Raw genomic sequence first — 14,543 nt, 5'->3', positions numbered from 1 at the left:
CGCCTTCATTTAGTAAGGAGCACGAATTGGATACACGAGTACGACTGTACGAAACAGAATCGCTGTTGCCCTCTGGATTCGGAACGATGATGTACCGCGACGCCTTCATGGGGGCCGCCCCTGCTGAAATAAAAGACATTCTGAAGCTTAAAGGGTTCGCCGTTATCCGTGGCCTTGACTTCACGAAAGAGGATTTCCTAAAGCTGTATTCATCCTACGGTAACGTAGTCGCTTACGTGAACGAACGTGAGAAGGTAGGCTATGGTTATCGCGACACTCTCGAGCTTGATGGCGACCAGAAAAAAATCGTCACTGGGCGTGGCCAACTTCCTTACCACGCGGATGGCGGCCTGCTACTAAGTCAGGTAGATCTGGTCTTTCTCTACGGGGCTCGCATTAAGAACATGAAATATCGGGGCGGTACTTTGGTCACTGATCACGTGCTCGCTTGCGCGGAAATGCCAAATCATCTTCGCGAAGTACTTGAGACCGAAACGTTTGAAGTCCGCGTCACCGAGCGCGGATATTACGTTGACGTTTCTCCCGAGGGCTGGTTCAAGGTGCCGGTCTTCACGGATCTCGGATGGGTGCGAAAAATGCTCCTTTATTTTCCATTCGATGATGGTCAACGCCCCAGTTGGGAACCGCGCATCGTCGGGTTCACCCCATATGAAACTAAGAAGTTCTTCTCGGAATTATCCGCCTTCTTCAAGAATCCGCGCTACACCTACACGCACTACTGGCGCGAAGGTGACCTTCTCATTGTGGACAACAGGCGTACCATCCACGAGCGCGAAGAGTTCAACGATCCCGCGATCGAGCGGATTTTGTGGCGGGGCCAAACAGCCGATACCGCAAGTAGCGGACCAATCCGCGATGTCGGACTTGGCTGATCGACTGAGGTTCATGTCGATGTTGATCGTGTAGCCGCTCGCAGCGTTTCACCCATATGAAACGCTGCGTTCACTATCCTATCCAAGCATACTCAGTCATGCGCCTTTACCGCAATCGTATCAAATCGATGTGCGCTTGCTGAGCTAACGCGGATTATCTGAAGATGGCAGTGGGAGGCGTCAGTTTGATGAACAATCTAATGTCAATTGGAGTACCGTATTCGACAGTCATGCAACTGACTCTCGATGGTGCTACCGCAAGCAATTACTTGGACATGCAGGCACGGCAAAAGGCAGTCACTGCAATTCGCGCAGCTGGACACGATCCAGCGATCTCAGCGTTGGTTGTCTTAGGTCCCTCTGGAGCGGCCTTTTGCGGAGGAGGCGACGCTACGGAGATAGCTCGGATTCGGAGTGAAGCCGACGTTGACGTATGGCTGGACAGTATTGTCGAGCTTTATTTGGCCCTGCTTCACTGCCCAAAACCGGTTGTTGCGGCTATAAAAGGTCAGGCGAGAGGGCAGGGCTTGCAGCTCGCATTGCTCTGCGATGTACGCGTGGCTGCCTACGGAGCTCATTTCGCCGAACCAGAACTAACACAAGGCGTTGGTTGCGCCGTCGGCGCGACCATTTTGCGTCAGTTCGTCTCTTATGGCATCGCTACGGAGATGGTATATGGTTGCAGAGAGGTCGGAGCGATAACCGCACTGGAATATAACTTGATTAACTCTGCGGTTCGTGAGCAGGAACTTATGCCCCTTGCACTGCACTGGGCGCAACGCCTCGCTACCTATTCAGCAGGAGCCTTTGCGCATACGAAACGCGTCATCGCTCGAAATATGGAGATGGAACTGATCTCGTGCCTTCCTGCCGCCCGGACGATGCACAAGCAGCTGTTCGTAACCGGCAAAGGTTTCGGAACTGCTCAATCGGCACAGTGACTGCCAGTTCGCATGCGTTGCTCGAAGGGCTCAATCTCGGCGCCTAACTAAGTACCGGTTCGTTGGCTCTTTTCCTGATCGTAGGAGCATATCGTAAGTAAGGGCTTGTTAATCAGGCGCAGGTAGAAAATTGGTTAATCTACGTGCACAAGGGAACTTCTCATGCACTGCAAAAAAGCGCCGCTGATCTCAATCGTATATGCCCTCTCGTCGATCGTAGTAAGCGCTTCTGCCTTTTCAGGGACGACGCGCAACGTCGAGACGATTCAATCCGCTCATCCTTCCTACTTCGCCAAGGTATCGAATGGGCAACTCGTTTCAATCGCTCTTCAGCCTCAGGCATTACCGCTCGATATGAATCCGTCGAACTCGATCCGATCCGAAACGGGCGACTTCAAGCCCGCGCGTTATGCATTTCCCGGTGCCCGCGTGCCGAAATCCGTGTTGACGCGCCTGACCGATCTTTACCGCTACGACCGTCGGCGCGACGTTCCCATCGTTTCTTCGGGCGGCGACTGGGTTATCGCGGAATATTTTCGAGCCGGCTCGCACGTGCCCTCTGCACGGTTCCAGTTGCTTGGCAAACAGGTGCAGCGGCAGGAACGGCTCGATCGAACTGGAAAGGCAGTAGAAGTCATCGTAGTCGGTTGGGCGCGAGCCGTTTCTACCGAGGACGATGACACGACAGACGCGACGGCGCTCGGTGACCATCCGGCATGGATACGCGTGTTCAAGACGTCGCGTGCCGGGAAGAGAACGCTCGTCGCGTTGGCGTGGCGCAAGAAGCGCTTCATGGCCGCGCCCGATAAATATGATGCACCAGGCGACGGCGATCTCATATTCGGATTACCGAACGGTGAGGCCAAATGGCCAACCAAGGAAGCGTTCTTCAAGGCAGAGCACATCGACCTGGACGCGACGAGTCTCGCGGGGACTGCTGCTTCGGCCGCTGGCGCCAACCCGCTGCGTTGACAATGCGTGCTTTTCGTCGTCGCTTGTCCGCAGCAAGAGTGCCGCTCTGCCTTGCGACGATTCCCTTACTCGCGACTCCGGGCCCGTTCGCTTCAGAGCCGAGCCATTCTGCGCAGCTAGTTGATCGGCCTGCGTATCAAGCTCACCACAACTATGTCGATAGGCGAGGCGATGCGTTCGAGTACGCCAAGGTTCCGGTGGACGGCGCCGATTCCGAATCGCGTGTCCTAGTGTGGCTTCTGAAAGTTCGTCAGGGCAATCAGCCTGTTGTTCGCTACCAGGACGGTACAAGCAGTGGAACGCTCGCTTGCTATGACGACTGTCAGTTCGTGTCAGGCGCCACGATGATCGAGGGGAAACTTACGCACACCGGTCGCATCCGCGTGACGAACGATCCTTTGATCTTCGCGATCATGCAGGACGCCCGCGCGGGCTATTTGTTCAAACGCTGACGCCGATACCCACGCGCTTCTCAAGCGAATTTCGCTGATGCAACTTCCGTTGATACGTTATATCATCGCGAAACCATCATATCGAAGGACGCCGCGCACTCGCGGCGGCGACGACATGCCATCCGTCGAAATCATGCTTTCCCGTGCCGAGGCGCTCGCCGACGAGCGCGGCCTCGCCCTCACGCCGCTGCGCCGGCACGTCTACGAACTCGTGCTGAAGGCGCACAAGCCCATCGGCGCGTACGACCTCATCGACGCCATGGAACCCAAGCGCGGCGCGCGCGTGCCGCCGACCACCGTTTATCGCGCGCTCGATTTCCTCGTCGAAAACGGGCTCGTGCATCGCATCGAATCGAAGAACGCGTTCGTCGCGTGCTGCGACGCCGGCAAGCCGCACGAAAGCCAGTTCCTCATCTGCGACGAATGCGGCGCGACGCTCGAAATCCAGGGCCGCGAACTCGCGTCGTCGCTCTCCGCGAGCCCGCCCGCGCACGGCTTTCAGTTGCGCCATCAGGTCGTCGAACTGAGCGGGCTGTGCAGCGATTGCCAGTTCAAGCATCGCGGGGAACACGGCGCATGAGATCTCGCATCGACATAAGGAAAACCATGAAACTCGCGCATGTCCTGACGTGCATCGCCGCTGCGTTCGCCTTTTGCCAGCCTGCCCTCGCGCAAACATCGGCGCAGACTTCGGCGCAAGCCACGCGCGTGCCCGTCGTCGCGGCGGAGAATTTTTATGGCGATGTGATCCGCCAGCTCGGCGGCGATCGCGTGACGGTGACGAGCATCCTCAACAATCCGGACGAAGACCCGCATCTGTTCGAAGCCAGCCCGAAGACCGCGCGCGCGCTTCAGCACGCGGCGCTCGTCGTCTATAACGGCGCCAACTACGATCCGTGGATGGACAAGCTCCTCGGCGCGACGAAGAGCGACGGCAAGCGCACCGTGATCGTCGCGGCGCAACTGACGGGCAAGAAGCCCGGCGACAATCCGCATCTCTGGTACGACCCGCCGACGATGCCCGCCGTCGCGAAAGCGGTGAGCGCTTATTTGTCGAGCGCGGACCCGGCGCACAAGAGCGATTACGATGCGCGCCTCGCCACGTTCCTTCAGGCGCTGAAGCCCATCGACGCGCGCATCGCGGTGATGAAATCGCATTACAAGGGCGTGCCCGTGACCGCGACGGAGCCGGTGTTCGGCTATATGGCCGACGCCATCGGTTTCGAGATGCGCAACACGCGCTTCCAGACCGCGCAGATGAACGAGACGGAGCCGAGCCCCGCCGACATCGCTGCCTTCGAGAAAGACTTGCGCGAACGCCGCGTTCACGTGCTCATATACAACAGCCAGGCGACGGGCGCGCTCACGCGGCGTCTGCTCGATGTCGCGAAGGATTCGCATGTGCCGAGCATCAGCGTGACGGAGACGCTGCCCGCCGGCAAGACGTATCAGCAATGGATGCAGTCGCAACTCGACGCGCTCGCGGGCGCACTGCAAGGATGGCAACGATGACGCACGCGCCGCAACCCGCGCTCGAAGTCGATCGCGTGACGCTGGAACTCGGCGGCCGCGCGATCCTGAACGATGCGAGCTTCACCGTGAACACGGGCGAATTCATCGGCGTGCTCGGGCCGAACGGCGCGGGCAAGACCACGCTGATGCGCGCGCTGCTCGGCCTCGTGCCCGTCGCGTCCGGCGCGATCCGCGTGAACGGCGAAGCGGTGGTGCGCGGCAACGCATCCATCGGCTATATGCCGCAGATTCGCAGCGGACTCGCGGGCCGGCGCGTGCTGGGCCGCGATTTCGTCGCGATGGCGGCGGACGGGCATCGCTGGGGCTTGCCGCATCGCAATGCCCGAATTCGCGCGGACGTCGAACGCGTGCTCGATCTCGTCGGCGCGCGGCAACTGGCGGCGCGGCCGCTCTCGGAGCTATCGGGCGGCGAGCGTCAGCGGCTTCTGCTCGCGCAATGTCTGCTCGGCAATCCGCGTCTGTTGCTGCTGGACGAACCGCTCATCAGCCTCGATCCGCGTCATCAGACGGGCGTGGTCGAACTCGTGCGGCGCGTACAGCGCGAACTCAATATCACCGTGCTGTTTTCGGCGCACGAGCTGAATCCGCTTCTGAATTCGCTCGATCGCGTGCTGTATCTCGGCAACGGGCGCGCGGCGCTCGGCACCGTCGACGAAGTCATCACGAAGCCCGTGCTCTCGCGTCTCTACGGCTCGCCGATCGACGTGATGCGCGTGAACGGCCGCATCTTCGTGATGTCGGGCGACGTCGAGATCGACAAGCTCGACCACGCGCACGAGGAAGGCGGCGAGCACGAACACGAGCATGAACACGATCACGGCCATGCGCGCAGTCACGGCCACAGCCACAGCCACGTCAAATAGAAAGCACAATGTTCGAATACGACTTCATGGTGAATGCATTCGCGGCGTCGGGGATCGTCGCGGTGCTGTCGGGGATCGTCGGCTATTTTCTCGTGATGCGCGGACAGACGTTCGCGGGCCACGCGCTATCGCACGTCGGCTTCACCGGCGCGACGGGCGCGGTGCTGCTCGGCATGCCGCCGATCTGGGGAATGGTCGGCTTCACGCTCGCGGCGGGCGTCGGCATGGGCGCGCTCGGCGAAAAGCTATCGGGCCGCGATGTCGCCATCGGCGTGATTCTTTCGCTATCGCTCGGCTTCGGTCTGCTGTTTCTGCACTTCTTCACCGCCTACGCGACGCAGGCCACCGCGCTGCTCTTCGGCAACGTGCTCGGCGTGAATCACGCAACGCTCGTGTTGCTCGCGGGACTCGCGGCGGTGAGTCTCGTCGCGCTCGGCGTCATCATGCGGCCGCTGCTGTTCGCGTCGCTGCAGCCGGAACTGGCCGAGGCGAAAGGCGTATCGCTGCGGCTCGTGTCGGTGCTGTTTCTCGCGATCACGGCGCTCGCGGTGGCGGCATGCACGCAGATCGTCGGCGTGCTGCTCGTGTTCGCGCTGATGGTCGGTCCGGCCGCCGCCGCGCAGAACGTGACGACGCGCTTATCGGCGGGATTGATGCTCGCGGCGCTGTTCGCGCTCGCGCAGGCGTGGATCGGCTTGACGCTCGCCTATTACACCGACTGGCCGACGAGCTTCTGGATCACGATGCTCGCGGCGGTGGTGTATGCGGGAAGTTTGCTGGGAAGGCGCGGGCATTGATCGTCGCGATGCCGGCGCGTGCACGCGGCACGGCCGGCATCGCCACATGCTTAACACACGCTTATCGCAAGAGCACGCGCGCGTGATGCGCGATATGGTCCGCGACGAACGTCGAGATAAAGAAGTACCCGTGGTCGTAGCCTTCGTGCCGGCGCACGGTCACATCATGTCCCGCTTCGCGCGCATTGCGCTCGAACACATCGGGATAAAGCTGCTCGGCGAGGAACTGATCCGCCAGACCCTGATCGATCAGAATCCCGCCTTCGACGCGCGATGCGGTCTTCACGAGTTCGCTGGCATCGTACTGAGCCCATGCCGAACGATCGTCGCCGAGATAGCCGGTGAACGCCTTGACGCCCCACGGACACATCGACGGCGCCGCGATCGGCGCGAACGCCGACACGCTCCGATAGATATCCGGATTGCGCAACGCGAGCACGAGCGCGCCGTGCCCGCCCATCGAATGCCCGAAGATGCCGAGCCGGTCTTCGCGCACCGGCAATTCCGCCAGCACCGCTTCGCGCAAATCCTGCGTCACGTACGAATACATGCGATACCGCTCGCTCCACGGCTCGCGCGTCGCATCGACATAAAAGCCCGCGCCCACGCCGAAGTCCCACGCGTCTTTCTCGCCGGGAATATCGGCGCCGCGCGGACTCGTATCCGGTGCGATCAGCGCGATGCCGTGCTCCGCCGCGTAACGCTGCGCGCCCGCCTTGATCGGGAACGTCTCCTCGGTGCACGTGAGGCCCGCGAGATAGAACAGCGCCGGCACCTTGCCCGACGCCGCCTGCGCGGGCAGGAAGACGGAGAAGCGCATGGGCAGGCCGATCGACTTCGAATCATGCCGATAGATGCGCTGCACGCCATCGAAACAACGATGCTCCTCGATGAGTTCGAGCATGGCGTTCTCCTTCGCTCAATAAATGACGACGGAACGGATCGACTCGCCCTTCTTCATCAGGTCGAAGCCGTCGTTGATCTGGTCGAGCTTCAGATGATGCGTGATGAGATCGTCGATATTGATCTTGCCTTCCATGTACCAGTCGACGATCTTCGGCACATCCGTGCGCCCGCGCGCGCCGCCGAACGCCGAGCCTTTCCATTCGCGGCCCGTGACGAGCTGGAACGGACGCGTGCTGATCTCCTCGCCCGCCGCCGCCACGCCGATGATGAACGACTGCCCCCAGCCCTTGTGCGTGCATTCGAGCGCCTGACGCATCAGCTTCACATTGCCGACGCATTCGAACGAATAGTCCGCGCCGCCATCGGTCAACTGCACGATGTGATCGACGACGTTCTCCACTTCGTTCGGGTTGATGAAGTGCGTCATGCCGAACTTCTTCGCGAGTTCCACGCGGCCCGGATTGATATCGACGCCGATGATCTTGTCCGCGCCGACCATCTTCGCGCCCTGAATCACGTTCAGTCCGATGCCGCCCAGCCCGAACACGACGACATTCGCGCCCGCTTCCACCTTCGCCGAATACACGACCGCGCCGACGCCCGTCGTCACGCCGCAGCCGATGTAGCAGATCTTGTCGAACGGCGCGTCTTCACGCACCTTCGCGACGGCGATCTCCGGCACGACGATGTAGTTCGAAAACGTCGACGTGCCCATGTAGTGAAAGAGCGGCTTGCCGTCGAGCGAAAAGCGCGAGGTCGCATCAGGCATGAGGCCCTTGCCTTGCGTCGCGCGAATCTTCTGGCAGAGATTCGTCTTGCGCGACAGGCAGAACTTGCACTCGCGGCATTCCGGCGTGTAGAGCGGAATCACGTGATCGCCCTTCTTCAGCGTGCCGACGCCCGGACCGACATCGACGATCACGCCCGCGCCTTCGTGGCCGAGAATCGCCGGGAAAATGCCTTCGGGGTCCGCGCCCGACAGCGTGTAGTAGTCGGTGTGGCAGATGCCCGTCGCTTTCACTTCGATCAGCACTTCGCCGGCGCGCGGGCCTTCGAGATCGACTTCCTCGATGGTGAGCGGCTGACCGGCTTTCCATGCGATTGCGGCTTTTGTCTTCATCGTCCAGTTCCTCGGTTTCTTCGGATTGATGGTGTCAGCGAATGATATTCAGGACTTCGTAGCAAGCGCCCATCGTGTGATAGTCGGTCTTGCCCGCGGGGCTTTTCTCGTCGCTGTACTGGCGGTTGTCGCGCGTCAGAATGCGATACCACGCGCCGTATTTGTGATCGACGAAATGCGCCCAGCTATAGGTCCACAGGCGGTCGTAGTCGTTCCAGTAGCGCGCGGCGGCTTCCGTGTCGCCTTCGCGCTGCATGCGATCCGCGAGCAACGCCGCCGCCGCGAGCGATTCCGCCTGCACCCAGAAATACTTGTCTTCGTCGTAGAACTTGCCTTCCGTGTCGAAGCCGTAGACCATGCCGCCGTGCTCGCCGTCCCACGATAATTCCAGCGCGCGGTCGAACAGTTCGCGCGCGCGTTGCAGATGCCACGCGTCCGGCCGATGCCGGTCGAGAATCAGCAGCAGCTTGGCCCATTCGGTCTGATGCCCCGGCTGAAAGCCCCACGGCCTGAAGATGTTGCTGCGATCGCCCTTGTTGTAGTCCCAGTCGATGGACCAGTCCGGCTTGTAGTGCTCCCACACGAGGCCGCCCGCGAGCGACGCCTGACGGTTCACCATGTTGTCGGCTAGGAGCGCGGCGCGGTCGAGATACCGCGCTTCGCCGGTCGCTTCGAACGCGGCGAGAAACGCTTCGCACGCGTGCATGTTCGCGTTCTGCCCGCGATAGTCGGAGACGTTCCAGTCCGCGCTCGCTTCGTCCTTGTAAAGGCCGTGCGCCGCGTCCCAGAAGTGCGTTTCCATCACGTGCCACGTTTCGTCGAGATACGCGCGCGCTTCGTCGAAACCCGCTTCGAGCGCCTTCGCATACGCGAGCACGACGAACGCGAGGCCGTAGCAATGGTTGGTCGCATCCGTCACGTCGCGGCCTTCGAGCGTCCACGCATAGCCGCCCGTCTGCGGATTGCGATGAACCTCCCGCAAATAATCGATGCCATGCCGCACGCCGCCGCGATACTCGTCGAGACCGTAGTGCTTGTAGGCCATCGCATAGTTGAACACGAAGCGCGTGCTCGACACGAGATGGCGCGACTTGCGGTCGTAGATCGTGCCGTCGTTCTTGTAGAAGTGATAGAAGCCGCCTGCGGGGTCCATGCAGTGCGGGTGATAGAAGATCATCGTGCGCAGCGCGTGGTCCAGCAGGAACTGGCGCGAGCGGAAGTCGGGTTGCGTCGGGGCGGAAGCGGACATAGCGGAATGTCGATGTTGTTGTGATGCGCCGGACGATGCCGTGCGCGATGGACGTGACGAACGTGACGAAACATGAAGGACGTGCTGCGGAGCCCAAAGTGTAAGGGCTATCGCGCGCGGCGTCAGAACCAGCCTTCGACGCGTCCGTACAGGTCGATGAAACGCGCGTGCCTTCGTTGGAGCGCGGCGTCGCCTCGCGGTGCGGCCACGCGCGTCGCAGCCGGCGCGAGCGATGCGAGTTCGCTCGTCCGCCAATGCCCCGCCGCGATGCCGCCGAGCATCGCCGCGCCGCGCGCCGCCGCGTTCGGGCAATCGACGGCGTTCAGCTCGACATCGAGCGCATCGGCGAGCAATTGACGCCAGCGCGCATCGATCGATCCGCCGCCCGCGAGTCGCATCGCGGTCAACGGCGTGCCGCTCGTCCGGATCGCGTCGAGACCCGCACGCAATGCGAATGCCACGCCTTCGAACGCGGCGCGCATCATCGAGCCGCGCGTGTCGTCGAGGCCGAGTCCGAGCCATCCGCCGCGCGCCGCCGGGTTCATCCACGGCGAGCGTTCGCCGCTCAAGTACGGCAGGAAGGTGACGGAGGCGCTCGCGCCGGCGGCGAAGGCGTCGTCGTAGGCGGCGGGCCACGTCGCATAGCCGAGCCAGCCGCGCACCGCTTCGAGCGCCACGCCGACGTTCTGCATCGCGGCCATGCGATACCACGTGTCCGTCGCCGCGCGATACGCATGCAGGCCGCGCACGGACGGCGGCGCGTCTTCGCACATCACGACGATCTGGCCGCCGCTGCCTGTGGTGAGCAGCGCGTCGCCGTCCGCGTGCAGGCCGCTGCCGAGCGCGGCGCAAGGCGTATCGCCCGCGCCGGCGGCCATCGGAACGCCCGCGCGCAAGCCGAGTTCCGCAGCCGCCTGCGCCGACAACGCGCCGCCTTCTCCATGCGATGCCGCGACCGGCGCGAACCAATCGCGCGGCAAGCCGAGCCTGTCGATGAGCGCGTCGTCCCACGCGCCCGAAGGATGCGCGAGCGCCGTCGCGCAGGCATCGGATGAATCGGTGACGAACGCGCCGCCCAGACGCACGCGCAGCCAGTCCTTCGGCTGCAACGCCCATCGCATTTCGGCGGCCACCGCGCGTTCGTTCATCGAGAGCCAGCGCAAGAGCGGTCCGGCCATGCCCGGCGCGACCGGATTCGGCTGCGGCTCGGGCCATGCATCGAGCAAGGCGCGCGCGCGCGTGTCGGGCCAGAGCATCGCGGGACGCAACGCGCGGCCATCGGCGGCGGTCGGAACCACGCCGTGCATCTGCCCAGAAAAACCGATCGCGCTCACCGCTTGCCGTTCGCCCGACGGCAAACGCGCGGCGGCATCGACGAGCGCGGCGTGCCACGCATCGGCGGACGTTTCGGCCCAGCCGGGATGCGCGCTCGTCACCGCATACGCCGCGCTCGACGATGCGACCTCGCGCGCGGCTTCATCGACGATGGCGAGCTTGATCGAACCGGTGCCGAGATCGATGCCAAGAAAACGCATGAAATGACTTCTCCGTGTCGTGTGAAAACGCGTCAGGGAAAACGCTCGATTCGCGGGTTAACCCCGCCGTCGCGCGCAACAGGCGAAAAATGGACTATACGGTCCGCGTGATGAACATCATAACGATGCCCGCAATGACGCGGCCTTTCTTCACACGACATGAATCGCCGTGCGTGCGTCAAACCCCTTGCTGCAAAGGCTTCGACGCCATCTTGCCGCATGCCGCGCGGGTTTTTCATATCGGCATGCGAACGCGTCGTATAGCGTCGCGTGGTCTTGTTAGGGCTTTTTGACGCACTTACCTTGGAGGCCATTCAAGTGGAAAGGCTTTTCAAGGAGAGAGACATGGCATCGAGTACGAGCAGCGCGAACGCGCATGCAAAGGTTCATCCGTGCGACGAGCGGCTGCCCACCGGCCAACTTCTGACGCTGGGCATCCAGCACGTCCTCGTGATGTACGCGGGCGCCGTCGCGGTGCCGCTGATTCTCGGCGCGGCGATGCATCTCACCAAGGATCAGGTCGCGTTCCTCATCAGCGCCGATCTGTTTTCATGCGGCGTCGCGACGCTCATCCAGACGCTCGGCCTGTGGATCTTCGGCATTCGCCTGCCCGTGATCATGGGCTGCACGTTCGCCGCCGTCGGACCGATGGTCGCCATCGGCACGAATCCGTCGCTCGGCATTCTCGATGTCTTCGGCGCGACCATCGCGGCGGGCGTGATCGGCATCTTTCTCGCGCCGATGATCGGCAAGCTGCTGCGCTTCTTCCCGCCGGTCGTGGTCGGCACGGTGATCGCGGTGATCGGCCTCTCGCTGATGGGCGTGGGCATCAACTGGGCGGCGGGCGGCGTCGGCAATCCGGACTACGGCAATCCGGTTTATCTGCTGCTGTCGCTCGTCGTGCTGTCGCTCATTCTGCTCATCAACAAGTTCGCGCGCGGCTTCATCGCGAATATCTCGGTGCTGCTCGGCATCGTCGCGGGCTTCGTCATTGCCGCGATGCTCGGCCGCGTCAGCATGGACGGCGTCGCGCATGCGCCGTGGGTCGGCATCGTGATGCCGTTCCACTTCGGCCTGCCGCACTTCGATGCGCTCTCCGTCGCGACGATGGTCATCGTCATGTTCGTGACGTTCATCGAATCGACGGGCATGTTCCTCGCGGTCGGCGATCTCGTCGAGCGTCCGGTCGATCAGAAAGCGCTCGTGCGCGGCCTGCGCGTCGACGGTCTCGGCACGCTGATCGGCGGCGTGTTCAACTCGTTCCCGCATACGTCGTTTTCGCAGAACGTCGGCTTGATCGGCGTGACGGGCGTGAAGAGCCGCTTCGTCTGCGCGACGGGCGGCGTGATTCTCGTGCTGCTCGGCCTCTTTCCGAAGATGGCGCAGGTGGTCGCGTCGGTGCCGCCGTTCGTGCTGGGCGGCGCGGGCATCGTGATGTTCGGGATGGTCGCGGCGAACGGCATCAAGGTGCTGTCGAAGGTGGACTTCGCGAAGAATCACCACAACCTGTTCATCGTCGCGGTGAGCGTGGGACTCGGGCTCGTGCCGGTGGTCGCGCCGAAGTTCTTCTCGCAACTGCCGCACGCGCTCGAACCGATTCTTCACAGCGGCATTCTGCTGGCGTCGGTGTCGGCGGTGCTGCTGAACATCGTGTTCAACGGCGTGCGCAAGGAGCGCGAGGCGCGATGCGACATCCGCCAGGCCGGACATGAGTTCGACGGCACCGCGCGGGCGTCGGAAGCGCAATAAGGAAGTGTTGGCGGGTGTGCTTGCCTTGAGCGCCGCGGTGTGAGCCGCGGCGCTTTTTTCTTGACGTCAGGATGCCGCGTCGGCCGCGCGCGGAGAATCGCCGGTGCGCTCGATCCATCCGCCGCCGAGCGCCTGATACAGCGTCACCAGATTCGCGAGCCGCTGTGTGCGCGCGACGATCAGCGACTGCTGCGCGGCGTACAAGTCCTGCTGCGCGGTCAGCACGCCCAGATAGCTGTCGACGCCTTGCCGGTAACGCATCGTCGACAAATCCAGCCGACGTTGCTGCGCGGCCGTGTCGCGTTCGAGCGCCTGAATTTGCTGATCGTAGGTGCCGCGCGCGGCGAGACCATCGGCGACATCGCGGAAAGCCGACTGAATCGCCTTCTCGTACTGCGCGATCCGGATGTTCTTCTGGACGTTCGCGAGATCGAGATTCGCCTGATTCTCGCCGCCTTCGAAGATCGGCAGCGTGATCGTCGGCGCGAAGCTCCATGCAGCCGAACCCGCCTTGAAGAGACCGCCGAGCGTCGGACTCAGCGTGCCGAAGCTGCCCGTCAGCGAAATGCGCGGGAAGAACGCCGCCCGCGCCGCGCCGATATTCGCGTTCGCGGCGAGCAGGTTCTGCTCGGCTTCCATGATGTCCGGGCGACGCGTCAGCAGATCGGACGGCAAGCCCGCCGGGATATCGGTGAGGAAGTGCTGGTCGTTCAGCGGCATGCCGGCGGGCAGATCGCCGGGCATCGGCTCGCCGAGCAACAGCACGAGCGCATTGACCGCCTGCGCCCGCGCACGCTGCTGCGCCTGATAGCTCGCGCTGGCGTTCTCGACCACCGTCTGCGATTGACTCAAGTCGAGTTCGGAAGCCGCGCCGTTGTCGAACTGCAGCTTGACGATGTCGTACGACGCGCGCGCCGTCCTGAGCGTGCTTTCGGTGACGCGCAACAGATCATCGGCCTGAAGCACTTGCAGATACTGCGACGCCACTTGCGATATCAGCGAAATCTCGAACGCTTTACGCGCGTACGCCGTCGAAAAATACTGCGCGAGCGCCTGATCCTTGAGACTCTGCACGCGCCCGAACAAGTCGATTTCCCACGACGCATTCAGCCCCACGGAATACGTGTTCGAAATCGTCTTGTCGAAGAACGACAAGCCTCGCGGCGTGCGCTGCTTCGACTGATCCGCTTGTGCCGAGATCGCCGGAAACAGCTCCGAACGCACGATCCGATACTGCGCCTGCGCCGCCTGAATGTTCAGCACCGACACGCGCAAATCGCGATTGTTTTTCAACGCGATATCGATGAGCCGCTGCAGCCGCGCATCGACGAAAAACGCGCGCCAGCCGATATCCGCCGCCGCCACGCCTTCCGCGCTGCGCGCGCTCGGCGCCACGTTCGGCTGCGCCGCATACACGCCGCCTGCCGGAAAACTCGCCGATACCGGCGCGGCGGGCCGCTCGTACGCCGGTTCCAATGTGCAGCCTGTGGCCAGAACCGCGACCGCAGCCGCGATCAAAGAAGTCTTGAGCAT

14 protein-coding genes are annotated in these 14,543 nt (G+C 62.7%); 9 read left to right on the top strand and 5 right to left on the bottom strand.

The features are described 5' to 3' along the window. Positions 1 to 26: 26 nt before the first annotated feature. The 8 genes from NCR39_RS02325 (at position 27) to NCR39_RS02290 (ending at position 6,451) form a co-directional block, all read left to right on the top strand. Positions 27 to 893 carry a TauD/TfdA dioxygenase family protein gene (locus NCR39_RS02325; RefSeq protein WP_250450483.1) on the top strand — a complete coding sequence of 289 codons (867 nt, stop codon included), beginning with the start codon at positions 27 to 29 and terminating at the stop codon, positions 891 to 893. A gap of 230 nt (positions 894 to 1,123) precedes the next feature. After that, entirely contained in the window at positions 1,124 to 1,834 is a 711-nt protein-coding gene (locus NCR39_RS02320; protein WP_250450481.1) for an enoyl-CoA hydratase/isomerase family protein, read from the top strand. A gap of 162 nt (positions 1,835 to 1,996) precedes the next feature. Beyond that, on the top strand, positions 1,997 to 2,806 hold the full coding sequence (locus tag NCR39_RS02315) for a hypothetical protein (RefSeq protein WP_250450479.1): 810 nt from the start codon (positions 1,997 to 1,999) through the stop codon (positions 2,804 to 2,806). A 197-nt stretch (positions 2,807 to 3,003) separates the two neighbouring features. Next, positions 3,004 to 3,258 (top strand): hypothetical protein, encoded by a 255-nt coding sequence (locus NCR39_RS02310; RefSeq protein ID WP_250450477.1) that lies wholly within the window; start codon positions 3,004 to 3,006, stop codon positions 3,256 to 3,258. A gap of 115 nt (positions 3,259 to 3,373) precedes the next feature. After that, positions 3,374 to 3,838 (top strand): Fur family transcriptional regulator, encoded by a 465-nt coding sequence (locus NCR39_RS02305; RefSeq protein ID WP_250450476.1) that lies wholly within the window; start codon positions 3,374 to 3,376, stop codon positions 3,836 to 3,838. A gap of 26 nt (positions 3,839 to 3,864) precedes the next feature. Next, complete coding sequence (locus NCR39_RS02300; RefSeq protein WP_250450474.1) at positions 3,865 to 4,770, top strand: metal ABC transporter solute-binding protein; 906 nt, start codon at positions 3,865 to 3,867, stop codon at positions 4,768 to 4,770. Continuing rightward, positions 4,767 to 5,654: a metal ABC transporter ATP-binding protein gene (locus tag NCR39_RS02295; RefSeq protein WP_502800151.1), complete on the top strand. Its 888-nt coding sequence runs from the start codon at positions 4,767 to 4,769 to the stop codon at positions 5,652 to 5,654. The genes NCR39_RS02300 and NCR39_RS02295 overlap by 4 nt, the downstream gene beginning before the upstream one ends. 8 nt (positions 5,655 to 5,662) lie before the next feature. Further along, positions 5,663 to 6,451 carry a metal ABC transporter permease gene (locus NCR39_RS02290; protein ID WP_250450470.1) on the top strand — a complete coding sequence of 263 codons (789 nt, stop codon included), beginning with the start codon at positions 5,663 to 5,665 and terminating at the stop codon, positions 6,449 to 6,451. A gap of 61 nt (positions 6,452 to 6,512) precedes the next feature. Here NCR39_RS02290 and fghA read toward each other — a convergent pair whose 3' ends face one another. From fghA to NCR39_RS02270, 4 genes are all read right to left on the bottom strand, one after another. Further along, entirely contained in the window at positions 6,513 to 7,355 is an 843-nt protein-coding gene (gene fghA, locus NCR39_RS02285; RefSeq protein WP_250450469.1) for an S-formylglutathione hydrolase, read from the bottom strand. Positions 7,356 to 7,370: 15 nt separating this feature from the next. After that, positions 7,371 to 8,477 carry an S-(hydroxymethyl)glutathione dehydrogenase/class III alcohol dehydrogenase gene (locus tag NCR39_RS02280; RefSeq protein ID WP_035961252.1) on the bottom strand — a complete coding sequence of 369 codons (1,107 nt, stop codon included), beginning with the start codon at positions 8,475 to 8,477 and terminating at the stop codon, positions 7,371 to 7,373. 34 nt (positions 8,478 to 8,511) lie between these two features. After that, positions 8,512 to 9,726 (bottom strand): AGE family epimerase/isomerase, encoded by a 1,215-nt coding sequence (locus NCR39_RS02275; RefSeq protein ID WP_250450468.1) that lies wholly within the window; start codon positions 9,724 to 9,726, stop codon positions 8,512 to 8,514. 122 nt (positions 9,727 to 9,848) lie between these two features. Continuing rightward, a complete protein-coding gene (locus NCR39_RS02270) occupies positions 9,849 to 11,261 on the bottom strand; it encodes a xylulokinase (protein WP_250450467.1) in 1,413 nt (470 codons plus the stop codon). Between the two features lie 345 nt (positions 11,262 to 11,606). Here NCR39_RS02270 and NCR39_RS02265 point away from each other — a divergent pair, with 345 nt between their 5' ends. Next, positions 11,607 to 13,010, top strand: coding sequence for a nucleobase:cation symporter-2 family protein (locus NCR39_RS02265; protein WP_040051681.1), 1,404 nt, complete (start codon positions 11,607 to 11,609; stop codon positions 13,008 to 13,010). Between the two features lie 66 nt (positions 13,011 to 13,076). Here NCR39_RS02265 and NCR39_RS02260 read toward each other — a convergent pair whose 3' ends face one another. After that, positions 13,077 to 14,543 carry an efflux transporter outer membrane subunit gene (locus tag NCR39_RS02260; protein WP_250450466.1) on the bottom strand — a complete coding sequence of 489 codons (1,467 nt, stop codon included), beginning with the start codon at positions 14,541 to 14,543 and terminating at the stop codon, positions 13,077 to 13,079.

This window comes from Caballeronia sp. ATUFL_M2_KS44, assembly GCF_023630965.1.
Classification (GTDB): Bacteria; Pseudomonadota; Gammaproteobacteria; order Burkholderiales; family Burkholderiaceae; genus Caballeronia; species Caballeronia concitans.
The sequence above is the reverse complement of the archived record's forward strand: the minus strand, read 5'-3'. Positions and strand labels throughout refer to the sequence as shown.